Consider the following 26,297-nt stretch of genomic DNA (forward strand, 5'->3'; position numbering starts at 1 on the left):
GATTTTGGGGAATTTTGCAAAGGTCTCGGCCTTTCTTTAATTAAAACGGGATACCAAATCTCATCTCAATCCATGTTGGAACGCTTATTTTGCAGAGCTGCTGACCTGTTTTATCCAGGCAAACAGTTCGTCTAAGTCATAATCTCCGCCGTGGCCGACATCCCAAGGCAGGGCGTAGTCGACGGTTTGGCCGTTGTTTTGCAGTTTGGCGGCTAAGATGGCGGAGACTGCTAGTGAGGTGTCGCGGTCGTTGGTGCCGACGCGGATGCGCCAGTTTTGCGGCAGGTTCACGCCCGGTTTGCCGATGTAGTTGAGCGGGTTCATGATTTTGATGGTTTCTTCATCTGCGATTTCGGCGTTGGCGGCGGTGTTGTGTTGCATGGAGAACGCGGTGAAGTGGCGTTTGTCGACGGTATTGGTGCCGAAGAGTTGGTTTTCGCCTGTGCTTAAATCTACGCCGTCAAAGGCCGGCGGTGTTTTCTGGCGGCCGGCGGCTTTGGCGTAGGCATCGAAATCGACGGAGACAACTTTGCCTTTGCGGACGGTCAGCCAAGTGCGGTCGCTCAGGTCTTTGCCTGCATCAAGTTGGGCTTGTGCGGATTTGGCAATTAAACCGGCAATATGGTTTTTAAAGCTGCCGTTGCCTTGGGCGTCCAACGTCAGGGGTTTGCCTTCGGGGGATTTCAGGTTCAGGCTGTTGAGGTATGCGGGGTATAGGGGTTTGAGGAGGTCGGACAGTTTTTTCTCGTCATCGGTCAGTGTACCTGCGACCAGCTCGCGTTTGACGCGGTAGTCGAGCATGGAAATGTTCATTTTTTTGTAGTCGTTGATACCGTTGAACTGCCATTCGTAAGCCATGTCGGCATGATCCAAATCGGTAATCGGGCAGTAGGCAGATACGGCGAAAACTTTGTCGCTGCCGTCTGCCGCGCCTAAGGCTTTGAGGTGGTTTTCGTAATCTTTTTGGTCGGCTGTTGCGCCTAAGAGGGCGGACATCGCGCCGCCTGCGCTTGTGCCGTTGGAAATGATTTTTTCGGCATCGCCGGGCATGACTTTGTCGTTGGCTTTCAGGTAACGGACGGCGGCTTTCAAATCAACGATGGCGGCAGGTGCTTTGCCGGTGGGTTCTGTTCGGCCGCGTGCGCCAGGGGAGGCGACGACGTAGCCTTTGGAGAGCGCAACCAGGGCGGTGTTAGGCGATTTTTGGCCGTCTTCAGGCTCGCCGCGTTTGCCTTCTAAAGCGGGTTTGCCCGGTTCGGCCGGCATATAGCCGCCGATTTGGTTGGGCAGGAAAATCGGTGCGGTTTCGGCGTTGAAACCGTCTATCTCGCCGCCGTTGTAATAGGCTTCGGGTACATAAATATTGATGATTTCGTAACGGGTATCGACAGGATTGCGGACGTAAACCACGCCTTCGTAAGCGCGGAATTTGATGGCTTGACCGTTCACTTCGATGCTTTGTTCGGTGTATTTTTGTTTGGAGAAGTCTAGGTCGTAGGTGTCTGCGGTTTTGACGGAAGCGCAGGCGCTCAATCCCAGCGCGACAGAAACGGATAAGAGGGTTTTGTTTAGGGCGTTCATCATCATACTTTCTGAAGAGGTAAGCGGATATGATACGAATACTCAGGCCGTCTGAAACGCCAAGTCGGGTTTCAGACGGCCTGATTTCTTTGTAGCGTTATGTAGTGTTGTACGTTACGTTGTAAAGTAATATCGGCTTAAACTTCATCTATTTGATAAATATGAATTTAATAAGAAATTATGCCTTAAAAATCTATTTATCCGGTATCTGTAAAAGTTTGAATCTGTCTTGTAAATCAGTATGCAGGACAGGCATTTTTGCTTTATTCACAGATTGGTTCTATTTGTCAGAACGTTTTGCTCAATTCGACAAACATTTTGGTTTTGCCGTATTCGTAGAACTTGTCGTTGCTCCATGTTTTGTTGTGGGCAATGGTCAGGCGCGGGGTGATACCTTTGAAATGGAGGGCGCGGTGCCATACGCTCAGGGAGGCGGAGGTTTCTTTGTCGCGGCGGTTTTGTTCGTTGCTGAAGAAGGCGGGGGCTTGGTAACGGCGTTGGGCGGCGCTGAGGCGTAGGACGGTGGAGAGGCCTTTGGGCCACTCTTGCCCCCATGTGGTGCGCAGGGCGTAGCGGTTGAAGCTGTCGCTTTTGTCGTCGCGGTTGCGTTCGCGGTAGAGGTCGATACCGGCTACCCAGTATTGGCGCGCGTTGCGGTAGTACACGATGGAGTTGCTGAGCAGTTGGCTGGTGTTGTTGGAATGCTCGCGGCGGCCGTTTTTCAGACGGCCTGCTTCAAATGCGCTGAGGGTTTGCAGCTTGGGTTGCCACCAATGGTTGTAGTGGAGGCGTGCGCCGTTGGTGTAGGTGTAGGGGTCGTTGCCGTAGAAGCGGCGTTCATGGAACGGGGTCATGCCGATATCGTTGCGCTGGTCGGCATAGCCGATGCCTGCCGAAAAGCGTGTGGTGAGGTCGTTGTAGTTGGTGTGTTTGGGATAGATTTTGCCGTAATGGTCTGCGCCTGCCGTGGCATAGAAGCCGCGGGGCAGCGACCATTTTTTTTCTGCGCCGATTTGGTAATGGATGGCAGTGGCATCGATGGGTTCGGGGAATGTCCAGCCTCGGAAGCAGTCGTCGTCGGGATAGGCAAGGCGCACGGCGCGGCATTGTTCATCGTTCAGGTGGTTGCCCAGACGGCGTTGGCCGGGGGCTTGGTTGATGTTTTGTTCGCGCGTGATGTTCAAGCCGGCATTGAATTGCCATGAGTCGCGTTCACGCAGGGCTTTGCGGTAGGTTTCGATGCGTTCTTGCAAGGCAGGCGGGAGGGATTCGGTTTGCAGTTTGTCGAACTGGTCGGCTGCGGCTTCGTTTTGTTTGTCTTCAAACAAGGCGGTCGCAAGCTGCCAGCGGACGGCGGAGGCATCGGGTTGCTCGGCGATAAAGCGGCGGTAATGGCCGATGGCTTCGGCGGCGCGTCCTTCGGATTGGGCAAGCAAACCTTTGGCATAGCGTGCCATGGCGCGGTCGTGTTCTGGCCATTGTTCGTAAATGGGCAAAACGGCTTTGATGCCGGGGATGTTGTGGGCGACGACGGCGGAATACATGGCGCGTGCCAGTAATTCGGTGTTGGCAAGCAGGGTATCGGCATCGACGTTGATGATTTTTTCAGACGGCCTGTTTGTCTGCTCGGCAGGGATGTTGTGCGTTTCGGGTTGTTGGGGTTCGGCTGTATTGACTTGAAGCTCGGGTTTCACATCAGGCGGCACATCGGCGGCGTGAAGGGAAAGGGGAAGGATGGCGAGGAGGAGCAGACGTTTTTTCATGGCAATGTTTGGGATGTTATCGGTATAAGTGGGCAGATTGTACAATGTTTTGAGTCGGAAATTTTACAAACCGAGTGCCATTATATCTGATAAAGACGACAAAAGGCCATCTGAAACCCGATGGGATTTCAGACGGCCTTTATTTGCGAGTCGGATTTAGTTTTGGTCCAAGTCCAAATCCAAATCGGCTTTGTATTCGATACGGCCTTGGCCTTTGTCTTCGATGGAAACGTCCAGCTCTTGTTTGCCGCGTTTGAATTTCAGATCGGCATCGTCGTGTTTGATTTCAGACTCAACCACATGGAAACCTTTGCTGCGCGCGTGGGCGATCACTTTTTTGGCCAGAGAAGGAATGGAATTGTGTCGGCCGGAAATTTCGGCTTCGTATTCAAATTCGCCGTTGCCTTGATGATCGGCTTTGATGGTGTGCGCGCCTGCCGGACGGTAGATTTCGGAAGGCAGCGGGGAGGCGAATGCCGTGGCGGAGAAAAGAGCTAAAATGCCGGTGGCCAGTAACGATTTTGCTTTGGTCATCGGTTTTCCTTTCTGAAAAGGGTTTTGAGAACGAAATCATCTTATCGGCGTGCCTGAGGGGCGGCAAGCGGATAAACCTGATTTTACGCGCGGCTACATTACTTGTTTGGAGGGCGTTGATTCTTTGCTTTGGGCTGGTGTTTGCTTGCAGAAAAATACTGAAAGTAAAGGCTTAGCCGAGAAGGAACAATTTGCCACCGTGTGCCTTCAGCCATTGTTTGGCTTGGTCGACATGCGGTGTGAACGAGTGGGTTAGAGCCCAAAACGCAGGGCTGTGGTCGGGATGGCGCAGGTGGGCGAGTTCGTGCAGGCAGACGTAGTCGGCGACATATTCGGGCGCGCCGATGAGCCGCCAGTTGAGGCGGATGCCGGTAGTGTGGCGGCAAACGCCCCAGAAGGTTTTGGCGTTGGAAAGGGAAATGGCGCTCGGGGTAAGGCGGGTGGTTCGGATATGGCCTTCGAGGCGCGGCAGCAGATACTCGCGCGCACGCTCGTGCAGGAAGCGGTGCAAATGGGTGAGTTGGGCGGCGGTTTCTTTTTCGGGCAACAGAATTTCAGACGGCCTAAGTTGGATGTGGTTTGCTGCGTGGACGGACAAGGCAGTCTGAACGCCTTGATACCAAATCCATTCGGGAAGCGTGTCGGTGGGTGTTTGTCGGGCCGGTGTTTTGTTTAGGGTACGGCGCAGGAGGGCTTCGTTGTCGTTCAGCCATTGGGTAAAGGTGCGTTGGGTAACAAACGGAGGGATATTGATGCTGACGGTATCGGCGGAAACGGGGCGCAAGATGAGGTTTTTCTTGGCGCTGCGTTTGAGCTGGATATGAATGGTGAGGCCATCTGAAAGGGTGTGGGTATGGAGGTGGGGCATGATGTTGAGAAAAATATTGGACGGCATGAAAAGGGCGGGCATAGCGGCCCACCCGATGGAATGATTTATTTGGTTTTGGGCGCGAATGGGCCTTGTCCGGTAATCAGGGGCTGTTGGCTTTCGATCCATTGCTCGCATTGGGCCATGAGTTCGGCTTCATTGCCGTTGTTGTGGGCAATGGGTTTGCCGATGATGACGCTGACTGTGCCGGGGTATTTGAGGAAGGAGTTGCGCGGCCAAAACTCGCCGCTATTGAGTGCGACGGGGACGATGTCCATCTCGAACATTTTTGCCATGCGCGCGCCGCCGAGCTTGTAGCGGCCTTTTTCACCGGGCGACAGGCGTGTGCCTTCGGGGAAAATGGTAATCCAATAGCCTTCGTTTTTACGCGCAAGGCCTTGTTCTAAGAGTTGTTTGTTGGCTTCGCGGCTGTTGCTGCGGTCGATGCCGATGGTTTTAACCAGCTTCAAGCCCCAGCCGAAGAAAGGGATTTTGAAGAGCTCGCGTTTGGCAACATAGACTTGCGGCGGAAAAATCTCTTGCAGAGCGAGGGTTTCCCAGCCGCTTTGGTGTTTGGCGCAGATGATGGCAGGGTGGTCGGGAATGTTTTCCGCGCCGCTTAAGGTGTAGTTCAAACCGATGATGTGCTTGAGCGACCAGTTGAGGATACGCACCCAAACTTGCGCCATTTTGTGCGCACCGCCTTGGAAGGGTAGGGCAAGCAGCATAAAGGGGAACAGCAAAATAATGCTAGAGGAAAGGATGAACCAGTAAATCAGGTTGCGGATAATCAGCATATCGGGGAAAAGTCTGTCGTTTGAAGGCCGTCTGAACGCCGTTGTCGGCAGGTTTCAGACGGCCTTGTCGTTTATAGGATGGCTTGCGCGGCTTCTTCGATTTGTGTGTTTTCACGCATGATGTATTGCGAGAAAGCGAGCAGGTTGTCGAAGACTTGGGTGTGTTCGGGCAGTTCTTGCTCGTGTTGGGCCAGCGTTTTTTTGCCTTTGCCGGTCAGAACGAGCGCGGATTTGCCTCCTGCAGCATCAATGGCTTGCAGGTCGCGCAGGCTGTCTCCGACCAGCCAGGTTTCGGCGGCATTGGCCTTGAAGCGTTCGATGATGTCGATAATCATGCCGGGCTTGGGTTTGCGGCATTTGCAGTTGTCGGCGGCAGTGTGCGGGCAAAACCAAATGCCGTCGATGGTACCGCCTGCTTGAACGGCAAGGCGGTGCATTTTCGCGTGCATTTCGGTCAGGTCTTGCACGGTAAAGTATTTGCGGCCGATTCCGGATTGGTTGGTGGCCACGGCGATGGTGTAGCCTGCCTGCGTTAAAAAGGCGATGGCATCCATGCTGCCTTCGATGGGAATCCATTCGTCAACGGATTTGACGAAATCGTCGCGGTCTTGGTTGATGACGCCGTCGCGGTCGAGGATGATGAGTTTCATGGTGTTTTTTTAGATAGTGAGGGTCAATATTATATTAAAGATTAAAGAGTGTGCCTACGCTGTGTTATTATGCCGTCTTGTTTTAAGAATTCTTCTGATTGTGTGCTGATAGAAGCCTATTAATAAGGGGATAGCGTCATGTTTGCTTATATTTTCCTATTTTTGTTTGTTTCAGTAGCAGTAGTACTGATTATAAAGTCGCACTATCGGTGGACCTATTTTTTTGCTTCAATGCTATTTATGTTTTTGGCAGCTGGTATGTTGATGTTTACAGGGCAGTGGCAACGAGCGTTGAATTTTGCATCAGTATGTTTTGTCGTGTTTGCTTTGTTTCATAGATTAAAAATTCATTATTACAAACAACCATTGTTGATTTCAGACTTCCGACTCATTGTCGATTGGCGTAACTGGGAGACATTGTTTCATTATAAGGAGGCCATCGTTGGCGTACTGGGCTTATTGGTATTGATTGTTTATGCCGTATTTGGTTGGTATGATGCGGAGCCTATGGATATAGTATGGCAGTATACTGGTGCAATCATATTCATAATGTCATTTTTTGCAATGTGGTATTTTTCAAAGCATCCTGGAGCAGTTGGGACATGGCTGGATTCGTTGCCAAATGATGGTAGGGATGTATTTTTAAATTTGCCAATGTCTTGCAGGGCAGTATTTTTCCAAGTGCCGATGTTTGAAGGTAATGGACAGGAATTTGCTGAGAAACTGTTAACTGAAAACATGTATCCTGAAACATTGGAAAAACCCGATATTATCATCACGCTGATGGAATCAACGCTTAATCCACATAAATTTGATTTCACATCAGCCGATATTCCTAAATTAAGGATGTTTGAACAGCAGATGGATACCGTGTTTGCTTCTCCACTGCGCGTACATACATTTGGTGGTGCGACGTGGAAATCTGAATTTGCATTTTTAGCAGGCGTGCCGTCTACTGACTTTGGCGCATTGGCTAGTGGGGTATTTTATTCGGTGGTGCCACATTTACAGACTGGGCTTATCCGAAATTTGCGTGAGCATGGTTATTTTTGTGTGGCTTTGTCGCCATTTACTAAGGGCAACTATAACGCCAAAGCCGCCTATGACCATTTTGGTTTTGATCTTATGTTACAGCCTCAAGATTTGGGGTATCCCGCTCCGATGGGCAAAAATTTATGGCACATTTCTAGCGAAGAAATGATGCAATATGCGCGGATGATTCTAGAAAAACGTCATCCTAGTTTAGCAGATGTACAGCAACCGATGTTCGTCTATATTTTAACTATGAAAGAACATGGGCCTTACAGGACAGACATGGATAATGTGTTTGGACTGGACTCGCCAGATTTAGACGTGAAAACCATTTCTGCAATCAACGACTATATCGGGCGTATTGTCGATTTGGATAAAGCGACAGAAAGTTTTAACCATTACCTACATGAACGTAACAAACCGTTTGTATTTGCTTATTTCGGCGACCATCAGGCATCGTTTGATGGTGTCTCTCCCAAGAAAAAAGGGGAGGATACTCATCCCGACTATATTACGCAATTTACAGTTAGAAGTAATATTGCCTCAGGATTTAGGCAAGAACAGGATTTTCTTGACCTTGCTTTTGCTGGAGGAGTGTTAATGAATGTGGCAGGTCTTTCTCCTGCAGACAATTTCATGAAAGCAAATATGACCATGCGAAGTTTAAGTAATGGTAGGCTTGAAGATTGTTACAATAGTAAGCTTGTTAATGATTACCGGAATTATTTATATAGTATCCTGAAAATTGTACGTTAGGTGTTTAACTTAACTTAAATGATAAGACGTATGCTTTTAGAAAAAGAGGTACAACGATAATCTACGTAATCATACATTATTTATTTCTATAATATGTAGTGTAGTTTCCATAAAAAGACGGGCAAGAATGCCCGTCTTTTTGTAGTTTGAAAATCAAGTTTTGTAACATAAAGACTGTTTTGAGGTCTTTGTAAAAGCCCCTCAAATTCCTAAATTTCTACCAAGATATTTAGGGGATTGTTCGTGAGCATTTTCAGTAAAACTCTAAAGTCATAATAGCTGCTACTTCGCTTTGTTGTAGTTAGAGTAAGTGCTTAATTAGCAGCTTATTGAGCATTAACTGTATTATCAAAGAACCCGTTACTTCTGGTATTACATGCGGATGTCCTGCATATTCTACTGTTATCTATGTTCGGAGATATTTCACTTGTCTAATGGCACAGCCTTTCTGATTTCTAACTTATCTTATTACCCGCATTGATTTCAACCTGTGTTTCAAAGCTCTCAATATCTTTAGTGAAGTATTATTCTGATATCTGTCAGTATAGTATATTGAGAGTCTGGTTGATATGATGCGCTAAGGTGGGATTATAGGTTAATGCCTGCATAGGAGAGGTAATTTTGTGTTTTCCCTGTTGTTTGAGAGAAACCGCTTGAGTGATGGCTTGTGCCAGTGTTTCTGGGTTTTGACGTGAGAAAAAGAAGCCTGCATTTTCGTTCATGACTTCGGTACATGCCATATTGTCGGAGAAAACAACTCGGGTTCCGCACAAAATAGATTCTATGCCAACCAGTCCGAATGGTTCGTACAGTGATGCCATGATAGTGAAGTCAGCAGCTCGGTAAAGTTCAGGCATATTTTTGCAGAAACCAAGCTCAATAACGTTGTTCATTGGTCGAGGTAAGGGCGATCCTGCAACAGCCAGTTTGATGGGTAAATCGGTATGCTCGAAAAATTCTGCTAATAAATCCAAGCCTTTTCGGGTGTGTCCGGTTGATGGAAATAGGAAAATAGTTTCGTCGTCTTTGAATCCGTATCTCGCACGAGTTGCAGGAATTTCTTCCGGTTTGGTGTAGAAGCGTGCAGTATCGGCAGGTGGGTGGATAACACGGATTTTTTCAGAAGGCACTCCATAGAGGTTGATCAACTCGTGTTGCATTAGGTGTGAATGCGCCATGATCAATTTTGCTGTTGAGTAGTTGGTACGGTTACGCCGAATGATGAGTCTATCAAGTAAGTTTGGGGTTTTACCTATGTTGTGCAGGTAACCTAAGTGTGTACCGCCGCAGACAAAGATATCAGCATAATCACTAGGATTGCAGGCAATAAGAGGAATATTTCTGTTTTGCCGGAGTTTGGCCAATTGCATACTGAAGAAAAAAGGACGCAACTTTTTTGGAATCTTTTTTTGATTGACGTGATGCGTATCAACTTGGCGGTATTCAGGAACCGTTGTATCGATTTGTGCAGCAAAGACTGTAGGTTTGAGGCCGTGTGCGCTTAAACCACGGACAAGGTCGAAGGTGTAGCTTTCCATGCCTCCTCCTGGACGGAAGCAGTTAATAGCAATGTCGATAGAATAGTTCGGCTTCATTGTGTGGATTCTTTCGAATATTTTTCTGCTTTCAAACTGCTTTTCCATTTTTCAAAGGCCGTCTGAAAAACGGGTGTCAGTTTGGCGAAGGTTTCTGGGGTGTTTTTGACGTGGTAGAAGCCGCCGAGCGAGGGCGTGTCGAGGGCGAGGACGTAGTCTTCCATAAATGCGCCGTAGCCGTCTTCTTCGTCGGTGTAGTAGAACTCGGTAAACCGTTGGCCGAGTTCGGTAAAGTCGTCCGCCGTCAATGCGCCGTCCATGTGTTTGAGCAGGAAGTGCCGTCCGCTGATTTTGCCTGCAGTCATGGCGGCGAAGTCGGCTGCGGTTTCTGGGGCGGTTTGCCAGACGGGGTTGACGAGGCCTGCCTGCGCCGCCCACTGCCAGTACATGCCGATGTGGGTGGCGGCGTTTTCAGGCGGGAGCTGGTCGGGATAGTCTTCGTCGAGATGGAAACGGATATTGTCGTACATGGACGGTGTTTGTTGGGGGAAAGGAGGTATTGTAGCGGAAAATAATGAATTAGGCCGTCTGAAAGAGGGTGTTTCAGACGGCCTTAAGGGAATTTAACCTTTAAATACAGGGACAAGTTCCATTTGGCTCAGTATTTGGGCGGCAATGTTGATGATGCCGAAGAGGAAGACCCAAGCCATCAGCCAGAATCCGCCGTAAACTTTGTAGTTTTTGCCGGCACCGAATTTATGGCGCGAGCGGTAGAGCAGCATGGCGGGGATGATGCCTGTCCAGATGGTTGCGGCCAGGCCGACGTAGCCGATGGCGGTAACGAAGCCGGTAGGAAAGAGCAGGCAGGAAATCAGGGGTGGCAGGAAGGTCAGCGCGGCGGTTTTGGTACGGCCTGAGATGCTGTCGTTCCATTTGAAGATGTCGGCAATGTAGTCGAACAGGCCGAGCGTTACGCCGAGGAAGGACGTTGCGATCGCCATGTAGGAGAACAGGGTCAACACTTTGTCCATATTGCCGGTTTGGGCGAACTTGGACAGCGTTTCGATCAGGACGGAAACTTGGCCTTCTGCGGCGATAACCGGTGCAAACTCGCTGCGCGGCAGGTTGCCTTGGATGGCGATTTGCCAGAGGACGTAAATCACCAAGGCAATCAGCGTTCCTGCCCATAGGGATTTGGCCACTTTGGGCGCGTCGCCTTTAAAGTATTTGAGCAGGCTGGAAACGTTGCCATGGAAACCGAATGAGGCAAGGCAGACGGGCAGTGCAGTGGCGGCATACATCCAGTAGCTGGTGCCGGCCGGGGCTTGGGTATCAAACAAAACAGGCATTTTGGCATCGGCAATCAGGCCGCCGGTTGCCCAGATGAAGGTGAGTACCATGCCGCCGATGAGGATGCTGGTGAAGCGGTCAACCAAGCGAGCGGATGCCCAAACGCAAAAGGCGAGGATGCCGAAGAAGACGAGTTGGCCGACGATCAGCGAAATTTCGCTGCCTACCGCGCTGCCGATGCCTTTGGCGGTCAGGTCGCCGCCGACGAAGATGTAGGCGTAAGTGAGCAGGTATAAAACGAAGGCGACGGCAACGCCGTTGATGATGTTCCAAGCCGGGCCGAGCAGGTCTTTGACCATGGTGTCGAAGCTGGCGCCGTGCGGATAATGGGTGTTGACTTCCAAAATCATCAGGCCGCTGGAGAGCATGGAAAACCAGGTGTACAGCAACACTGCCAGCGAGCCGGTAAACCATACGCCGGAGGTGGCGGTCGGGTTGGCAAGCATGCCTGCGCCGATAATCGTACCGGCGATAATCATCGCGCCGCCGAATAGGGAAGGGGTTTTGGTTGACATTGTTTATCTTTCTTCTAGAAATGCGTGGCTGCCATTATGCCGTAAAGTGTAAGAAAAGGTAAAGCAAAGGCCGTCTGAAAACCCGATTGTCGTTTTCAGACGGCCTTTGATGTGTATAAACGCAACTGATTAAATCAATTTTCTCAGTTTCAATTCGTTTTTCAGATACGCGTAATAAACTGGCGCGACGATGATGCCGCCGATGCCGAAAATGCGTTCAAAGACGACCATCGCCACCAGCAATTCCCATGCGCTGGATTCGATTTCCGAGCCGATGATTTTGGCGTTGAGGAAATATTCGAGCTTGTGGATGACAACGAGGAAAACCAGCGATGCGAGTGCGACGTAAAGCGATGCGCCGAGGCTCAAAATAATGATGATGGTGTTGGAAATCAGGTTGCCCGCCACCGGAATCAGGCCGACGATAAAGGCGACGATCAGGACGGTCATTTTAAACGGCAGCTCAACGCCGAAAAGCGGCAAAACTAAATAAAGGTACAGGCCGGTCAGGAAGGTGTCGATCAGTGAGATTTTGACTTGGGCGAGGAACACGCGTTCAAAACTGGTTTCAAAATTGACGATGCGGTGCACCAATTCGGCTTTAAACAGAGGCATTTTATGGCGGTTTTTGCGCATTTTCAGGCGGTGGAAGCTGAGCATGGCGCCGATGATGATGCCGATGAGGATGTACACGAATGACGTGATGCTGTTTTTACTGATACGGGTCAGCGCGGCGCGGTATTCTTCAATCAGCTTGATTGCCGAGGCTTTGATTTCGGCCATATTGTTGGGCAGCATATTGAGAATGGCCGCAGGCAGGTCTTGGCTGTTTTTGGTGTCTTCCAAAATTGCCGCCAGCTTGGCCAGCATGAAGCCGACATGGCCGCCGTGTATCAGGTGGTAAATACCCAAAGACATCATCGTGATGATGCTGAACACGATGGCCAGAGTCAGCGTGGTGGAAATCAGGTTGATATTGTGCGCATTGAGCGATTTATGCAGCCGCGTGTTGCGCGGTAAAACACGGCGGCGGAGTTTGAGGATGACGCCGTTGGTGCGCGTAATAAAGATATAGGTCAGGATAACCGACAGCAGCAGCGGCAGAAAATGGTAGTGCAAGACAATCAGCAAGGCCAAGCCCATCAGGATATAGGAAGCGTTGCGGAAAGTCGGGTTGTCGGCGTGGGAAGAGAGTAAGGACATGTGAAGCCAATAAGGTAAAAAGCAAAAAAACAGGTCAGGCCGTCTGAAAAATCATGTTCAGACGGCCTAACTTAATGACAGTGATTAGTCGTGTAATGAGGCCGCGTGTACCGTGTTTTCCAACAAAGTGGCAATCGTCATCGGGCCGACGCCGCCGGGAACAGGCGTAATCATGGATGCGCGTTCTTTAGCGACATCAAACTCCACGTCGCCGCACAGGCTGCCGTCGTCCAAGCGGTTGATGCCCACATCGATAACGACTGCGCCGGGTTTGACCCATTCGCCTTTAACGAAATTCGGAATGCCTACGCCGACCACCAAAATATCTGCGGCGGCAACTTCATCGGCAAGGTTTTGCGTGGCGCTGTGGCAAATGGTTACCGTCGCGCGGGACAGCAGCAATTCCAACGCCTGTGGGCGGCCGACAATATTGGACGCGCCGACGACGACCGCTTTTTTGCCTTTCGGGTCGATGCCGTAGGCTTCCAACAAAGTCATCACACCTTTGGGTGTGCAAGGGCGCATCAGCGGCATTTTGACGACCAGGCGGCCGACGTTGTAAGGGTGGAAGCCGTCCACATCTTTATGCGGCTCGATACGCTCCAAAACCGCTTGGCTGTCGATGTGTGCCGGCAGCGGCAGTTGCACCAAAATACCGTCGACGGCAGGGTCGCCGTTCAATTCGTCCACCAGTTTCAGCAAATCGTCTTGCGTGGTTTCAGACGGCAGCTCATAAGAGCGCGATTCGATGCCGCTTTTTTGGCAGGCCAGTTTTTTATTGCGTACATAAACCGCGCTAGCAGGGTCGTCGCCAACCAATACCACCGCCAAGCAAGGCGTGTGCAAACCTTTTTCCTGACGCGCTTTTACCGCCTGCGCGACCGCCTCGATGCGTTGCTGGGAGATTTTTTTTCCGTCTATAAGTTGTGCAGCCATGATTTTTCCTCCTCAATAGGGATAAATATTGCGTTTAAATTATCGCATTTTTCAGACGGCCTGACACAAAAGAGTAGCCCTGATTGTGAAGCATAAAAATAAATAACGATTAAAAATAATAGGATAATCAAAAAATGAAAAAATAAAGCAAAGTAGGTGTTGACCGGGCTGAAAAGGGTCTGTATAGTTCAGGTCTTCAGTCGGGGCGTAGCGCAGCCCGGTTAGCGCATCTGCTTTGGGAGCAGAGGGTCGTGAGTTCGAATCCCACCGCCCCGACCACAAAATTCTTAGCACGAATCGGCATGAGCGCCCGTAGCTCAACCGGATAGAGCACCGACCTTCTAAGTCGGGGGTTACAGGTTCGATTCCTGTCGGGCGTGCCAATTTTTACGGTGGCTGTAGCTCAGTTGGTAGAGCCCTGGATTGTGATTCCAGTTGTCGTGGGTTCGAGCCCCATCAGCCACCCCAGATGAAAGCCTGCATATTGTATGCAGGCTTTTTTCCGTTTATACCCGAATTTTACTTCAGATTTAATTGGGTTTCAAAAAAGTATTTATCAAACCGTTTCATCATGGCATCGGCAAAAATGGTGTTTGCTGTGTTATCAAATATCAATGAATACGCAGTCAAGCCCGAATATTGTACCGTTCGGTATCTTTTTATGGCGTTTCGCCGTTATCCTTTATAATACCCCGATTATTTTCTGTTTCATTCCCAAAGGAACCGCATCATGTCCGAATGGTCAGCTCCAGAATTCGAATCCAAAATCTGTCCGCCCGAAAAGCTGGCGGAGCGTTTGGCGGCATTGCCCCGTCCGCTGGTGTTTACCAACGGCTGTTTCGATATTCTCCATAGGGGCCATGTAACGTATCTGGCGCAGGCGCGATCGGCCGGTGCGACTTTGGTATTGGCGTTGAATACCGATGCTTCGGTGCGCCGTCAGGGCAAAGGGGACGACCGTCCGATTAATCCTTTGGAAAACCGCGCGGCAGTGGCAGCGGCATTGGCGAGCGTGGATTTGGTCACATGGTTTGATGACGATACGCCGGCCGCGCTGATTGAAATGGTCAAACCCGATGTATTGATTAAAGGCGGCGATTGGCCTGTGGATAAGATTGTCGGTGCGGCCGAGACGTTTGCGCGTGGTGGCAAAGTATTTTCGATTCCGTTTTTACACCAGACTTCGACCACCAAAACTTTGGCGAAAATCCGCGAAGCCGGAGGAGGCGAATGACGGATTTGAACAGCCGCCATTGGGCCTTGCTCGCCGCGCTTTCAGACGGCCTGCCGCAACACGTTTCTCAGTTGGCGCGAGTGGTTGGGATGAAGCCGCAACAATTAAACGGATTCTGGCAGCAGATGCCGGGCCATATCCGCGGTTTGCTGCGCCAGCATGACGGGCAATGGCGCTTGGTGCGCCCTTTGGCTGTGTTTGCCGAAGAATCTCTGCAACAAATGGCCGGAAAACAGGGTTTTCGTGCGCAGTTGAAACACGAATGTTCGTCCAGCAACGATGAAATCATGGCATTGGCGCGCCAGTCGGCAGATTTGGCGCATAAGGCCTTGTGTGTGGCGCATTTCCAAACCAAAGGCCGCGGACGGCAAGGGCGAAGCTGGGTCAACCGACAGGGCGAATGTCTGATGTTCAGCCTGGGCTGGGCGTTTGATAAGCCGCAGTATGAGCTGGGTTCGCTGGCGTTGGTGGTGGCATTGGCCTGCCGCCGTGCGCTTGCCGATATCGGTTTGGACGTAAATATCAAGTGGCCGAACGATTTGGTCGTGGCCAACGATAAATTGGCCGGTATTTTGATTGAAACGGCGCGAGTAGAGAATAAGACTGTCGCCGTCATCGGCATCGGCATTAATTTTGTATTGCCGAAAGAAGTTGAAAATGCCACTTCCGTGCAGGCCTTGTTTCAGACGGCCTCTAAGCAGGGTGTAAGCGTCAAAACCTTGTTGAATGCGGTATTGGCGCAACTTGATGTGCTGTTGAACGAATACGCGCAAAACGGATTTGCATCATGTGTCGGCGAATACAATGCCGCCAACCGCGATACGGACAGACCGGTATTGCTGCTTCAGGAAGGACGCGTTGTTCACGAAGGCGTAGTCAAAGGCGTGGATGCGCAAGGTGCGTTGCGTTTGCAGACGGACAAGGGCGAGAAAACCATCGTCAGCGGCGAGATCAGCTTGCGTCCGGATAACCGTCCGGCACAACCTGCCGCCGCCAAGCCGGAACGCTTTTTGCTGCTGGACGGCGGCAACAGTCAGTTGAAATGGGCATGGGTGGAGAACGGCACATTTTCCGAAGTCGGCCGCGCGCCGTATCGTGATTTGGCCCAGCTGGGCGAAGAATGGCTGCAATTTGCCGATGACGATGTGAAGATTGTCGGTTGCGCCGTGTGCGGTTCGGTAAAAAAAGCGATGGTGGAAGAGCAATTAACCCGTCCGGTCGAATGGCTGTCTTCCATGCCGCAGGCTTTGGGTATCCGCAACCATTACCGCCGCCCTGAAGAACATGGCTCCGACCGTTGGTTTAATGCGCTGGGCAGCCGCCGCTTTACGCAAAACGCCTGCGTCGTCGTCAGCTGCGGCACCGCCGTAACCACCGACGCGCTGACGGAAGACAATCATTATCTCGGCGGCACCATCATGCCCGGTTTCCACTTGATGAAAGAGGCGATGGCGCTCAAGACCGCCAACCTCAACCGCCCCATCGGCAAGGTATATCCGTTCCCAACCACAACGCCGAACGCCATTGCCAGCGGCATGATGGATGCCGTTTGCGGCGCGTTGATGATGATGCATGGCCGTCTGAAAGACAAAACGGGCGAAGGCAAACCGGTCGATATTATTATCACGGGCGGCGGCGCGGCCAGAGTCGTGCAGGCGCTGCCGGAGTCATTCGTTCATGACAATCAAGTGAAAATCGTCGATAATCTCGTGATTCACGGGCTCTTGCATTGGATTGCCCATCGCAACGGACAATAAAAAGGAAAACGCATCATGAAATGGCTGTTTGCGGTCTTGGTCGCACTCAACATCATTGTTTTTGGCAGCATGGTTGCCTATCGGACACAACATAAAACCGCGAAACCCGAATCTGCCTTGGAAGGCGGCACGCACGAATTATTGCGCCCGTCTTCTTTGGACGCGCCCAAAGCCGAGCCTCAGCAGGCATCGCAACCCGATTGGGTGGCGGATGAATCAGACGGCCTGATTATGGCAGAACCTGAATCCGAAGAAGCAGAAGCCTTGCGTAAAAAGCAAGAAGCGCAGCAGTTGAAAGAGAAAAAAGAAAAAATGCGCCGCGAGAAAGAAGCGCAAGAGCGTCGCGCAGCCGAAGAAGAGATGGACGCGGCCGGCGTGGAACGCTTGTGTACCAGCAGCGCCACCGTAGTGATGGATGAAGACGATTACCACCGCATCAAAGGCTTGTTGGGCAAATGGCCTCATGCGGCCAGCCGCAGTATCGAAAAACGTAACGGCGCATCCGGTGGCGAAACTTCTTCCAAAACCTTCCGCGTGGTCTTGCCTGCCGACGGCGACACTTCCGCCCAGCTTGATGCCTTGGGCAGCCGCGGCTTTAGCGGCAGTATTCACAACGGCGAAATCAGCATTGACGTAACACGCAGCCGCTCTTCCGCCCAAGTTTTGATTTCACGCTTGTCCAGCGCAGGTTTTGGCGGTGCGCGCATTGTCGAACAGGAAGACAGAAGCGCACCCGATACCGGTTTGAGCGTAGCACGCATGACCGTGGTCTTTATGGCGGTCGACGAGCGCGATGCCCAAGACATCAGAAACATTGTCGGCCGTTATGGCAAGTTGAACATGAAAACCTGCCGATAATCAGGCCTATTCGGTTTCAGACGGCCTGATAAGCAGCCGGCCAAGCCTGATAAACCGAACGCCAAAAAACACGAAACCCACTGTATCGGCAGTGGGTTTCATGTTTTTCGGTTTTGAGTATCTGATATAAAGGGGAACAGGTATGTTTCGTATATGCGCACTCCGAGTATCAAGAGATAATGGGAAAGAGGGGGATAAAATCTGTCGTTTAATGGCTCGGATTAGGACGTCTTCCGAGTGGTTTTGATTATACGCTAATAATAACTATTATCAATAGCAAAATTGAAAAAATAATGGTTTTTGTTGTAATGCTTTGTTTTGTATGGAAATTAAATTGTGGCATTGGCTTTGCCGTGATTGAAAAGGCCGTCTGAACGTCAAACGAACAGGCCGGTTGAAATAGGGTAAGGCAAACATTTCAACCCTATATTTCAGACGGCCTTTTGATTTGTTTCAATCACTCATAAATCCAAGCAATCAACATATCCAAAGCCATATAAAATACCGTATAATCAAGGCCAAATTAACTTTGCCTGCTCGTCGGGCCGTCTGAAAAATTATGCAACAAACCTACGCCGCGGTACAGCGAGATTTGCTCGAAGCCAACCACCTTTCCCCCGATTTGCTCGCCCAAAGCCTGAGTATTATCGGCGCCAACCATGTCGATTATGCCGACATCTATTGCCAGCGTACTGCCTATGAAAGTTGGCATTTGGAAGAAGGCATCGTCAAATCGGGCAGCTTCCAAATCGATCAGGGTGTGGGCGTGCGTGCCGTTTCGGGCGATAAGACTGCTTTTGCCTACGCCGACAGCCTGTGTATCGATTCGATCAACCGCTCTGCCAAAGCCGTGCGCGTGATTGGTGCGGCTGGCGGCGAAGCCAGCGTCAAAGTGCCGACACCTGCCTACGGCAAGCCTGTCCATATGGCGATTGACCCTATTGCCAGTCTTGATTCTGCTGCCAAAGTCGCGCTGTTGAACAAAGTTGAAACGCTGGCCAAAGCCGCCGATCCGCGTATCGTGCAAGTGATGGCCGGTTTGACCTGCGAATACGACATGGTGTACATCGCCCGTCTGGACGGCAAACACGCTGCCGATATCCGTCCGATGGTGCGCATGAACGTAACCGTCATTGCCAAGCAGGGCGAGCGTCGCGAGCAGGGCAGCGCAGGCGGTGGCGGGCGTTATGATTTGGCGTATTTCGATGAAAACTTGGTGCATCGGTTTGTCGATTCCGCCGTCAAACAAGCCCTGACCAATCTTGAATCCCGTCCTGCGCCTGCCGGCGAGATGACCGTTGTTTTGGGCAACGGCTGGCCGGGCGTGTTGTTGCACGAAGCGGTTGGACATGGTTTGGAAGGCGATTTCAACCGTAAAGAAACCAGCGTTTTCTCCGGCCGAATCGGCGAGCGCGTGGCTGCCAAAGGCGTTACCGTTGTGGATCAAGGCGATATTGCCGACAGACGCGGCTCGCTCAATATCGACGACGAAGGCAACGAAACCCGCCGTACTGTATTGATTGAAGACGGTATTTTGGTCGGCTATATGCAGGACGAAACCAACGCCCGCCTGATGGGTATGCAATCGACCGGCAACGGCCGCCGCGAAAGTTACGCTTCCGCTCCTATGCCGCGCATGACCAATACCTTTATGGAAAACGGCGGCTATGAGCCGGAAGAAATCATCGCGTCCATCGACAAGGGCATTTACGCCGTCAACTTTGGCGGCGGACAAGTGGACATTACCAGCGGCAAGTTCGTGTTCAGCGCATCCGAAGCGTGGTGGGTGGAAGGCGGCAAACTGCAATATCCTGTCAAAGGCGCGACCATCATCGGCAACGGTCCCGAAGTGCTGAAACACGTTTCCATGATAGGCAACGACACTGCGCTCGACAGCGGCATCGGTGTCTGCGGCAAAGAAGGGCAGAGCGTTCCTGTCGGCGTCGGACAACCGACACTGAGGATTGATGCCGGACTGACCGTCGGCGGTAGCGAAATTTAAACGGCAGGCCGTCTGAAAGGTTTTCAGACGGCCTTTTGCATTAGGATAAAACCATGCAGGAACAGAATCGGAAATCAAGTTTTCCCATAGTGATGTTGCTGGTGTCGGTTGCACTGTGGATAGCATCTTTGTCCAATGTTGCATTTTATTTGGGCAATCATGAAAGCATGAAGGGTTTGACCGTTTTGATTTTGGGGTCGATATTTGCTTCTTTGGATATCAGATATTGTGCGGCCTATGCGAATTATGTTTGGTTGGCGGCCATTGTGTTGCTGGTGTTGCGGAAGAAGGTTGTGCCTGTCCATACGGCACTTTGGGGCTTGGCGCTGGTGGCTTTCAGTGTGAAAGCCGTACACGTCGATGAAGCAGGGAATACATCGGATATTGTGCGCTACGGCGCGGGATTTTATTTGTGGTATGCCGCATTTGCGGTTGCCACCATCGGCACGTTTGCCGGAAAGATTAAGGAAAGAAAAGCCACAACGCTGGCAGATGGGACGAGAAATGACGCTTGATGAATGGTTGCGCCAATCGGCACTGCCCAAAAATGAAGCGCGGATGTTGTTGCAATATGCGCTGGGTTACACGCGTGCGCAGTTGGTTACACGCGGTACGGACGATTTGGCGGAATCTGACCTGCAAATCTTGGAGGCTTTGGCGCAACGCCGTCTGAAAGGCGAGCCGATGGCCTATCTGTTGGGCGAGCGCGAGTTCTACGGACGACGCTTTACCGTCAATCCCCATGTGCTGATTCCACGCCATGAAACTGAGCATTTGGTGGAAGCCGTGCTCAAACGCTTGCCGTCGCAAGGCCGTGTGTGGGACTTGGGGACGGGAAGCGGCGCCATTGCCGTAACCATCGCGCTTGAACGCGGTGATGCCGATGTTCGTGCATCCGACATCAGCGTCGGTGCTTTGGATACTGCCCGTCAAAATGCGGCCGAATTGGGCGCAAAAGTGGAGTTTGCGCAGGGTTCGTGGTTTGATACCGACAAGCCGTCTGAAGGCCGATACGATGTGATTGTTTCCAATCCGCCGTATATCGAGGATGGCGATGAACATTTATCGCAAGGTGATTTGAGGTTTGAACCGCAAAATGCGCTGACCGACTTTTCAGATGGCCTCAGCCATATCCGCCACATTACCCAAGAAGCCCCTAAATACCTGAAAGCCAACGGCTGGCTGCTGTTTGAACACGGCTATGACCAAGGCAAAGCAGTGCGGAACATTATGCTGGAGAACGGTTTTGCAGAAGTGGCAACCGAACAGGATTTGGCTGGATTGGATAGGGTAACGCTGGGGCGTTTGCCTGCTTAATGGGCATGGTTTGTCGAAATATAAAAAAGGGCGTGTCGATCACGCCCTTTTGGTTTTTTGGTTTAGCTGTTCAGACGGCCTGGTTTAACGCCAAGCAGCGACGAACTCCGCCCAGTGTTGTTTTTCTTCGGCTTGTGCGGCCAGATAATGTTTGATGCGTTTGATTTCGACTTCGTATTCGTCGGCATCGAGCGCGCCGCTCATCATGCGAAAGCGCATGTACATCAGGTAGGTATTGGCGGCATCGGTTTCGCAATAGTCGCGGATGTCTTTCAGACGGCCTGCATGATAGGCGTCCCAAACCTTGCTGCCGTCCATGCCCAATTTGCCGGGGAAGCCGCAGAGTTTGGCCATGTCGTCCAAAGGTACGCTGGCACGCGGTTGGTAGAGGGCGAGCAAATCCATCAGGTCGCAATGGCGGGTGTGGTAGCGGCTGATGTAGTTGTTCCACTTAAAGTCGCGACTGTCGCCAAAGTCGCCGTCGCCCATGTCCCAATAACGGGCGGCGCTGATGCCGTGTATCAGGGCGCGGTAGTGGAGGACGGGCAGGTCGAAACCGCCGCCGTTCCAGCTGACGAGTTGCGGCGTATAGTTTTCGATGACCTCGAAGAACTTGGCAATCATGACTTCTTCGCTGTCTTCGGGATCGCCGATGGTGCTGACGCGGATTTTGTCTTGCCCCCAGCGCATACAGCAGGAGATGGCAACGACTTGGTGCAGATGGTGTTGCATAAAGTCGCTGCCGGTTTTGGCACGGCGTTGCTGTTGGGCAAACAGGACGACCTCATTGTCGGGCAAATCGGCAGGCAAATCGTAAAGCTGGCGGATGCCGTTTACGTCGGGAATGGTTTCGATGTCGAAGGCGAGTATCGGAGTCATGGCGTGATCGGGTTGGATAAGGGATGATGTCATTGTGGCATGACGGCGCAGATAAAAAAAGAGGCAATCCCCCACAGGATTGCCCCAATACCTCAAATCAGAGATTTACGCTTCACAAACAATACAGGCTTTCACCTGCGGCTTTACAGATGCAGCTCAACTCTGCATCGGTAAACTTTCATTTCGGGCATTGCACCGAAATCCTCTAAAATACCGCAATTTCTTGCAATATCAGAAAACTGCTTACAAAAGTATCTAAAACCAGCGAGGCCGTCTGAACGTTTTGTAATTTGATGTAGTGAAATTTACGCGAATTTTTACAGTTTGCCAAGTATTTTTTTCTGAAGGCTTGTTTTAGTATAAATTTCAATTATTGTCATATTTTTGCAATTATATTTCATAATTGTTTTAAATTTAGATATTTATTTTGTTTTTTTAAATTTTAATTTAATTTTATTTCATATTTTGAATGATTAAAATGTATTTTTTTAGATGGACTGTTTTTTAATATATTGTTTTTAAAAGAAATTAAATTTAATATGTAAATGAAAAAAGTGTATTGGGACTGATGTTTTTCATTTGAGAAAAAATATAGGGTTGTTTGAAAGTTTCAATCACGATGAAAAAAGTTGTTTTTAAAGCATTTAAAGCGGAATATTATTTGATTGTTTAAAATCAAACATAAGTTTCGGTTTGATTCAATTAAAATGAAAAAGCGGCGAAAGAAGGATTTTGCCGCTTTTTGCATATTCAAATTGTAATTCAATGTAGTCAATAAAAGCTGCTTTCGCCTTCGGGACGGGTTTTGAAGCGTTTGTGCAGCCAGAAATATTGTTCGGGATGCTCGCGTACCCGCTCTTCGATGAAGTCGTTCATGCGCTGGGTATCGGCTTCGACATTTTCGGTCGGGAAATTGTCCCAAGCCGGATAGAAGCGCAGGGTTACGGTATTGTCAGCTTCGCGTGTGGGAATGGCGGGAATGATTTTGGCTTTGGTCATACCGGCGATGCGGCTGAGGCCGGTAATCGTGGCCGTCTGAATGCCGAAGAAATTGACGAAAATGGAATCGTTGCGGCCGAAGTCTTGGTCGGGCAGATAAAGAAAGGGCGCATCGCTTTTGCGCAGGTGTTTGATGATGGCGCGCAGGCCTTCTGTGCGGCCGATCAGGAAAACATTGTTGTAGCGGTGGCGGCCTTTCAGGATTTGCTCGTCCAGGGCTTTGTTTTTTTGGTGCGAATACATGCTGGTCAGCGGCACATCCTGATTGAGCGTGTAAACCGCCATTTCAAATGCGGTAAAGTGCGGATAGAGGATGATGACTTTTTCGCCGGCGGCGAGGGCTTCGTCAAGATGGTGTTTGTCTTGATAGCGTACCAACGAGCGCAGCTTATCCGCAGGCGCGTACCAGTAGAGGCCGTATTCGAGCATCAGCTTCGCCATGTGTTGGAAATGGCGTTTGAGCAGGGCAGTGCGCTGGCTGTCGTTTAGCTCGGGAAAGCATTTTTTGAGGTTTACCTCGCCGACTTTGCGGCGTGGTTTGACTGCGTAATAGGCGAGAATACCGATCGCGTCGGCAATCTTGTGCAACACGCAAAAAGGCAGCAGGCGGATGAGATAGAGAAAAAGGAAGGCGGCTTTCATGAAGGCTCGCTGTATGTGGGCAAAGGGCTATTATAACCGAAAGGCCGTCTGAAAACGGGCTGGAACATATTTCAGACGGCCTGAATGTCGGCCTACCATTGAAAACGGCCGCGCTTGACCTGCAAGCCGTCGGGGTTGAGTTGCGAAGCCAATCCGTGATTGCGCAGGGCGTGGGTGAGGGCGACGGCGAGTCCGTCGGCGGCATCGGCTTGCGGGGTACCTGAAAGTGCAAGCATTTGGACCACCATATGCTGCACCTGCTCTTTGGCGGCCTTACCCTTGCCAACCACCGCCTGCTTGACCTGAAGCGCGGTGTATTCAAACACGGGCAAATCGTGCATGACCAAAGCGGCAATCGCGGCACCGCGCGCCTGACCGAGCATTAACGTCGCGGCTGGGTTGACGTTGACGAACACTTGTTCGATGGCTGCCTGATGCGGCTGATAGTGGCGGATGATTTCATCGATATGGCGGACAATCACGGCGATGCGTTCGGAAAGCGACGCGCCGGTCGGCGTTTTGATACAGCCGGAAGCAACATAATGATGTTCGCGGCCGTGGACATCAATAACGCCGAAGCCGGTTACGCGACTGCCGGGGTCGATGCCGAGAATGCGTGTAGGTTGGAACTGGGACATAGTGCGTGTTTAAAGTAATCGGTGTTTCAGGGCAGGCAGGCGCGTGCGCACGCTTTGCAGTCGCGCGGTATCCAAATCGGCACAAATTACGCCTTCGCCTTCCGACAACGTCGCCAACACATCGCCCCAAGGGTCGATAATCATACTGTGGCCGAATGTGCGGCGGCCGCTTTCATGCAGTCCACCTTGTGCCGACGCGATGACGTAGCATTGGTTTTCCACTGCGCGGGCGCGCAGCAGCAATTCCCAATGCGCCTTGCCGGTCGTGTAGGTAAACGCGGCCGGCAACAGCAAAACATCAAACGGCTGCTGGGCGCGGAAAAACTCAGGAAAGCGCAAATCGTAGCAGACGCCGGCCGCCAGCGGAACATCGTCCACGCTCAATTTCGGCACATCGCTGCCTGCCAGTATCGTATCGGCTTCGGCGTAGCGTTCGCCCAAACCGGAAAAGCCGAAAAGGTGCATTTTGTGGTAAAGCCCGACTCGGTTGCCGTCGCGGTCATACACCAGCATCGTGTTCATCACCTTGCCCGCGTCTGGGCTTTGCAGCGGAACCGTACCGCCAAACAACACCACGCCGCATTCCCTTGCCGTTTCGCTTAAGGCCGTCTGAAAACGGGTGTCGCAGGTTTCGCCGACGCGTCCATCGTCCAAAGGCTCGGCAAATGCCAGCTTGTCCGTATTGTTTTTGCCCATCAGCGGCCAATATTCGGGCAGCAACACCCAATCCGCCCCTTGTTCGGCCGCCTCGCGGACAAGGCGTTTCATCGTGGCAATATTGGTTTCGGGGTTGGTGGACGACACCATTTGCACCGCGGCAGCGCGTAAAGAGTGCATCATCAAAACTCCTGTCAGATTTTGCAAGAATTGTAACTTGTTTACGCACAAGGCCGATACAATCGCCTCACAATTCCTCTCCAAAAAAGGATAAACCATGAACTTGAAACTTCTCCTCACTGCCGCACTTTCCACCGCCGCACTGGCCGCACATGCCGACGTACAGCTTTACGGCAGCATCAAAAGCGGCATCGAAACCTCGCAAACCCGTTTTGGCGGCCAAACATACAGCCGAACTGCCGTTGCCGACCAAGGCAGCCACATCGGTTTACGCGGCTCGCATCCGATTGGCGGCGGAACGAATTTTATTTGGGAAGTCGAACAAGACACACCGGTCGGCAAAAGCGGCTCCATCCGCCAAGACTGGCGCGAACGCCGAGATAATTTTGGCCGTTAAAGGAAAGATTGGATAGTAAAGGCCGTCTGAAAAAACCAGGATAACTGGTTTTCAGACGGCCTTTGTTCTTATAATAGCGGTTTATCGTTTTCACGCACCCAGCAACGGAGTTTCCATGCAGTTTTCAGCATTCGGCGAAAAATTCACACAACACAGCGGTATTTTGCAGTTGATGGACGATTTGGGCGACGCGCTCAAAAGCGACAAGCCCGTCAATATGCTTGGTGGCGGCAATCCGGCGAAGATTGCTGAAGTCAATGCCGTGTTCGCCGATGTGTTTTCCAAGCTGGCGGCGGAACACGCTGTTGAGAATATCGGCAATTATTCCAATCCGCAGGGCGATGCGACGCTGATTACGGCTTTGACTGAGTTTCTCAACCGCGAATACGGCTGGAATCTGACGGCAGACAATATCGCGCTGACCAATGGTTCGCAAAACGCGTTTTTCTATTTGTTCAACCTGTTCGGCGGCAAGTTTAATCTTTCAGACGGCCAAACGGCTGAAAAAGCCATTTTGTTGCCGCTTGCGCCTGAATATATCGGTTATGCCGACGTGCATGTCGAGGGGCAGCATTTTATTTCGGTAAAACCGAAAATCGAAAATGTCGAACACGAAGGCGAAGCGGGATTTTTCAAATACCGCGTGGATTTTGACGCGCTGGAGAGCCTGCCTGAATTGAAAGAGGGCAAAATCGGTGCGATTTGCTGTTCGCGCCCGACCAACCCGACCGGCAATGTGTTGACCGACGGCGAGATGGCGCGGCTGGACGCTTTGGCTCAGGAACATGGGATTCCGCTGATTATCGACAACGCTTACGGAATGCCGTTCCCGAATATTATTTACAGCGATGTGACGCTCAACTGGCACGAAAACATTATCCTCTGCTTCAGCCTTTCTAAAATCGGCCTGCCCGGCGTGCGTACCGGCATTATTGTCGCTGCGCCGGAAGTGGTCAAAGCCGTCAGCAGTTTGAATGCGATTGTGAATCTGTCGCCAACCCGTTTCGGCGCGGCGATTGCGGCTCCGCTGTTAAACGACGGCCGTCTGAAACAGCTGGCCGACGAAGTGATTCAGCCGTTTTACCGTCAGCAGGCGCAAACGGCGGTTTCCCTGCTCAAGCGTGAATTGGGCGCGTATCCGTTGAAAATCCACAAGCCTGAAGGTGCGATTTTCTTATGGCTTTGGTTTGAAAACCTGCCCGTTTCGTCGCAAACTC

General features: G+C 51.2%; 24 protein-coding genes and 3 tRNA genes. 12 read left to right on the forward strand and 15 right to left on the reverse strand.

The window, feature by feature from the left end; genetic code table 11:
- Positions 1-84 precede the first annotated feature (84 nt).
- The 6 genes from HMPREF2608_RS06085 to gmhB form a co-directional block, all read right to left on the reverse strand.
- Positions 85-1,581 (reverse strand): subtype B tannase, encoded by a 1,497-nt coding sequence (locus tag HMPREF2608_RS06085; RefSeq protein WP_210402772.1) that lies wholly within the window; start codon positions 1,579-1,581, stop codon positions 85-87.
- Positions 1,582-1,868: 287 nt separating this feature from the next.
- Positions 1,869-3,344 (reverse strand): surface lipoprotein assembly modifier, encoded by a 1,476-nt coding sequence (locus HMPREF2608_RS06090; protein ID WP_070826334.1) that lies wholly within the window; start codon positions 3,342-3,344, stop codon positions 1,869-1,871.
- A 156-nt stretch (positions 3,345-3,500) separates the two neighbouring features.
- Positions 3,501-3,878, reverse strand: a complete 378-nt coding sequence (locus HMPREF2608_RS06095; protein WP_070826335.1) for a hypothetical protein — start codon at positions 3,876-3,878, stop codon at positions 3,501-3,503.
- A 172-nt stretch (positions 3,879-4,050) separates the two neighbouring features.
- Positions 4,051-4,746, reverse strand: coding sequence for a M48 family metallopeptidase (locus HMPREF2608_RS06100; RefSeq protein ID WP_070826356.1), 696 nt, complete (start codon positions 4,744-4,746; stop codon positions 4,051-4,053).
- A gap of 65 nt (positions 4,747-4,811) precedes the next feature.
- On the reverse strand, positions 4,812-5,543 hold the full coding sequence (locus tag HMPREF2608_RS06105) for a lysophospholipid acyltransferase family protein (RefSeq protein ID WP_070826336.1): 732 nt from the start codon (positions 5,541-5,543) through the stop codon (positions 4,812-4,814).
- Positions 5,544-5,614: 71 nt separating this feature from the next.
- Entirely contained in the window at positions 5,615-6,193 is a 579-nt protein-coding gene (gene gmhB, locus HMPREF2608_RS06110) for a D-glycero-beta-D-manno-heptose 1,7-bisphosphate 7-phosphatase (protein ID WP_070826337.1), read from the reverse strand.
- A 138-nt stretch (positions 6,194-6,331) separates the two neighbouring features.
- Here gmhB and HMPREF2608_RS06115 point away from each other — a divergent pair, with 138 nt between their 5' ends.
- Entirely contained in the window at positions 6,332-7,981 is a 1,650-nt protein-coding gene (locus HMPREF2608_RS06115) for an LTA synthase family protein (protein WP_070826338.1), read from the forward strand.
- A 539-nt stretch (positions 7,982-8,520) separates the two neighbouring features.
- Here HMPREF2608_RS06115 and HMPREF2608_RS06120 read toward each other — a convergent pair.
- From HMPREF2608_RS06120 to folD, 5 genes are all read right to left on the reverse strand, one after another.
- The gene (locus HMPREF2608_RS06120) at positions 8,521-9,576 is read right to left on the reverse strand and encodes a glycosyltransferase family 4 protein (protein WP_070826339.1); all 1,056 of its coding nucleotides are present in this window, start codon (positions 9,574-9,576) and stop codon (positions 8,521-8,523) included.
- Positions 9,573-10,046, reverse strand: a complete 474-nt coding sequence (locus HMPREF2608_RS06125) for a DUF7832 domain-containing protein (protein ID WP_070826340.1) — start codon at positions 10,044-10,046, stop codon at positions 9,573-9,575. Before HMPREF2608_RS06125 ends, HMPREF2608_RS06120 begins: the two co-directional genes overlap by 4 nt.
- A gap of 93 nt (positions 10,047-10,139) precedes the next feature.
- The gene (locus tag HMPREF2608_RS06130) at positions 10,140-11,381 is read right to left on the reverse strand and encodes an aromatic amino acid transporter (RefSeq protein ID WP_070826341.1); all 1,242 of its coding nucleotides are present in this window, start codon (positions 11,379-11,381) and stop codon (positions 10,140-10,142) included.
- A 129-nt stretch (positions 11,382-11,510) separates the two neighbouring features.
- Positions 11,511-12,584, reverse strand: a complete 1,074-nt coding sequence (locus tag HMPREF2608_RS06135; RefSeq protein ID WP_070826342.1) for an AI-2E family transporter — start codon at positions 12,582-12,584, stop codon at positions 11,511-11,513.
- 84 nt (positions 12,585-12,668) lie between these two features.
- Positions 12,669-13,520, reverse strand: coding sequence for a bifunctional methylenetetrahydrofolate dehydrogenase/methenyltetrahydrofolate cyclohydrolase FolD (gene folD / locus HMPREF2608_RS06140; protein ID WP_049336906.1), 852 nt, complete (start codon positions 13,518-13,520; stop codon positions 12,669-12,671).
- A 201-nt stretch (positions 13,521-13,721) separates the two neighbouring features.
- Here folD and HMPREF2608_RS06145 point away from each other — a divergent pair.
- The 9 genes from HMPREF2608_RS06145 to prmC all read left to right on the forward strand — a co-directional run bounded on the left by HMPREF2608_RS06145 (position 13,722) and on the right by prmC (position 20,688).
- Positions 13,722-13,799: transfer RNA gene (locus tag HMPREF2608_RS06145), tRNA-Pro, on the forward strand.
- A gap of 27 nt (positions 13,800-13,826) precedes the next feature.
- Positions 13,827-13,903 (forward strand) — tRNA-Arg (locus HMPREF2608_RS06150).
- Between the two features lie 9 nt (positions 13,904-13,912).
- Positions 13,913-13,988, forward strand: a tRNA-His gene (locus tag HMPREF2608_RS06155).
- Between the two features lie 259 nt (positions 13,989-14,247).
- Positions 14,248-14,754, forward strand: a complete 507-nt coding sequence (locus HMPREF2608_RS06160; RefSeq protein ID WP_107848862.1) for an adenylyltransferase/cytidyltransferase family protein — start codon at positions 14,248-14,250, stop codon at positions 14,752-14,754.
- The gene (locus tag HMPREF2608_RS06165; protein WP_070625244.1) at positions 14,751-16,511 is read left to right on the forward strand and encodes a bifunctional biotin--[acetyl-CoA-carboxylase] ligase/type III pantothenate kinase; all 1,761 of its coding nucleotides are present in this window, start codon (positions 14,751-14,753) and stop codon (positions 16,509-16,511) included. The genes HMPREF2608_RS06160 and HMPREF2608_RS06165 overlap by 4 nt, the downstream gene beginning before the upstream one ends.
- A 15-nt stretch (positions 16,512-16,526) precedes the next feature.
- The gene (locus HMPREF2608_RS06170; protein ID WP_004520957.1) at positions 16,527-17,369 is read left to right on the forward strand and encodes a hypothetical protein; all 843 of its coding nucleotides are present in this window, start codon (positions 16,527-16,529) and stop codon (positions 17,367-17,369) included.
- 559 nt (positions 17,370-17,928) lie between these two features.
- Complete coding sequence (gene tldD / locus HMPREF2608_RS06175) at positions 17,929-19,371, forward strand: metalloprotease TldD (RefSeq protein ID WP_004520959.1); 1,443 nt, start codon at positions 17,929-17,931, stop codon at positions 19,369-19,371.
- Between the two features lie 53 nt (positions 19,372-19,424).
- Positions 19,425-19,886, forward strand: a complete 462-nt coding sequence (locus HMPREF2608_RS06180; RefSeq protein WP_004520960.1) for a hypothetical protein — start codon at positions 19,425-19,427, stop codon at positions 19,884-19,886.
- Positions 19,876-20,688, forward strand: coding sequence for a peptide chain release factor N(5)-glutamine methyltransferase (gene prmC, locus HMPREF2608_RS06185; protein ID WP_004520961.1), 813 nt, complete (start codon positions 19,876-19,878; stop codon positions 20,686-20,688). Before HMPREF2608_RS06180 ends, prmC begins: the two co-directional genes overlap by 11 nt.
- 84 nt (positions 20,689-20,772) lie before the next feature.
- Here prmC and HMPREF2608_RS06190 read toward each other — a convergent pair whose 3' ends face one another.
- From HMPREF2608_RS06190 to HMPREF2608_RS06205, 4 genes are all read right to left on the reverse strand, one after another.
- Positions 20,773-21,567, reverse strand: a complete 795-nt coding sequence (locus HMPREF2608_RS06190) for a 3'-5' exonuclease (protein ID WP_039863832.1) — start codon at positions 21,565-21,567, stop codon at positions 20,773-20,775.
- Positions 21,568-22,338: 771 nt separating this feature from the next.
- Positions 22,339-23,223 (reverse strand): lipid A biosynthesis lauroyl acyltransferase, encoded by an 885-nt coding sequence (locus tag HMPREF2608_RS06195; RefSeq protein WP_283122203.1) that lies wholly within the window; start codon positions 23,221-23,223, stop codon positions 22,339-22,341.
- Positions 23,224-23,300: 77 nt separating this feature from the next.
- Positions 23,301-23,846 carry a crossover junction endodeoxyribonuclease RuvC gene (ruvC, locus tag HMPREF2608_RS06200; RefSeq protein WP_003684216.1) on the reverse strand — a complete coding sequence of 182 codons (546 nt, stop codon included), beginning with the start codon at positions 23,844-23,846 and terminating at the stop codon, positions 23,301-23,303.
- Positions 23,847-23,855: 9 nt separating this feature from the next.
- Positions 23,856-24,686: a carbon-nitrogen hydrolase family protein gene (locus HMPREF2608_RS06205; RefSeq protein WP_070826343.1), complete on the reverse strand. Its 831-nt coding sequence runs from the start codon at positions 24,684-24,686 to the stop codon at positions 23,856-23,858.
- 94 nt (positions 24,687-24,780) lie between these two features.
- On the opposite strand from HMPREF2608_RS06205, the gene HMPREF2608_RS06210 reads away from it, so the two are divergent.
- Together HMPREF2608_RS06210 and HMPREF2608_RS06215 are read left to right on the forward strand one after the other, a co-directional pair.
- Positions 24,781-25,080, forward strand: coding sequence for a porin (locus HMPREF2608_RS06210; protein WP_004520970.1), 300 nt, complete (start codon positions 24,781-24,783; stop codon positions 25,078-25,080).
- Positions 25,081-25,195: 115 nt separating this feature from the next.
- Positions 25,196-26,297: valine--pyruvate transaminase (locus HMPREF2608_RS06215; protein ID WP_283122295.1), on the forward strand; the 1,102-nt coding region annotated here is incomplete at its 3' end.

Source organism: Neisseria sp. HMSC064D07 (genome assembly GCF_001837185.1).
GTDB classification, from domain to species: Bacteria; Pseudomonadota; Gammaproteobacteria; order Burkholderiales; family Neisseriaceae; genus Neisseria; species Neisseria flavescens_C.

Bases quoted from the DNA above. Each gene is read 5' to 3' on its own strand.
- HMPREF2608_RS06085 (WP_210402772.1), bottom strand. From the start codon at position 1,581: ATGAACGCCCTAAACAAAACCCTCTTATCCGTTTCTGTCGCGCTGGGA.
- HMPREF2608_RS06090 (WP_070826334.1), bottom strand. From the start codon at position 3,344: ATGAAAAAACGTCTGCTCCTCCTCGCCATCCTTCCCCTTTCCCTTCAC.
- HMPREF2608_RS06095 (WP_070826335.1), bottom strand. From the start codon at position 3,878: ATGACCAAAGCAAAATCGTTACTGGCCACCGGCATTTTAGCTCTTTTC.
- HMPREF2608_RS06100 (WP_070826356.1), bottom strand. From the start codon at position 4,746: ATGCCCCACCTCCATACCCACACCCTTTCAGATGGCCTCACCATTCAT.
- HMPREF2608_RS06105 (WP_070826336.1), bottom strand. From the start codon at position 5,543: ATGCTGATTATCCGCAACCTGATTTACTGGTTCATCCTTTCCTCTAGC.
- gmhB (WP_070826337.1), bottom strand. From the start codon at position 6,193: ATGAAACTCATCATCCTCGACCGCGACGGCGTCATCAACCAAGACCGC.
- HMPREF2608_RS06115 (WP_070826338.1), top strand. From the start codon at position 6,332: ATGTTTGCTTATATTTTCCTATTTTTGTTTGTTTCAGTAGCAGTAGTA.
- HMPREF2608_RS06120 (WP_070826339.1), bottom strand. From the start codon at position 9,576: ATGAAGCCGAACTATTCTATCGACATTGCTATTAACTGCTTCCGTCCA.
- HMPREF2608_RS06125 (WP_070826340.1), bottom strand. From the start codon at position 10,046: ATGTACGACAATATCCGTTTCCATCTCGACGAAGACTATCCCGACCAG.
- HMPREF2608_RS06130 (WP_070826341.1), bottom strand. From the start codon at position 11,381: ATGTCAACCAAAACCCCTTCCCTATTCGGCGGCGCGATGATTATCGCC.
- HMPREF2608_RS06135 (WP_070826342.1), bottom strand. From the start codon at position 12,584: ATGTCCTTACTCTCTTCCCACGCCGACAACCCGACTTTCCGCAACGCT.
- folD (WP_049336906.1), bottom strand. From the start codon at position 13,520: ATGGCTGCACAACTTATAGACGGAAAAAAAATCTCCCAGCAACGCATC.
- HMPREF2608_RS06165 (WP_070625244.1), top strand. From the start codon at position 14,751: ATGACGGATTTGAACAGCCGCCATTGGGCCTTGCTCGCCGCGCTTTCA.
- HMPREF2608_RS06170 (WP_004520957.1), top strand. From the start codon at position 16,527: ATGAAATGGCTGTTTGCGGTCTTGGTCGCACTCAACATCATTGTTTTT.
- tldD (WP_004520959.1), top strand. From the start codon at position 17,929: ATGCAACAAACCTACGCCGCGGTACAGCGAGATTTGCTCGAAGCCAAC.
- HMPREF2608_RS06180 (WP_004520960.1), top strand. From the start codon at position 19,425: ATGCAGGAACAGAATCGGAAATCAAGTTTTCCCATAGTGATGTTGCTG.
- prmC (WP_004520961.1), top strand. From the start codon at position 19,876: ATGACGCTTGATGAATGGTTGCGCCAATCGGCACTGCCCAAAAATGAA.
- HMPREF2608_RS06190 (WP_039863832.1), bottom strand. From the start codon at position 21,567: ATGACTCCGATACTCGCCTTCGACATCGAAACCATTCCCGACGTAAAC.
- ruvC (WP_003684216.1), bottom strand. From the start codon at position 23,846: ATGTCCCAGTTCCAACCTACACGCATTCTCGGCATCGACCCCGGCAGT.
- HMPREF2608_RS06205 (WP_070826343.1), bottom strand. From the start codon at position 24,686: ATGATGCACTCTTTACGCGCTGCCGCGGTGCAAATGGTGTCGTCCACC.
- HMPREF2608_RS06210 (WP_004520970.1), top strand. From the start codon at position 24,781: ATGAACTTGAAACTTCTCCTCACTGCCGCACTTTCCACCGCCGCACTG.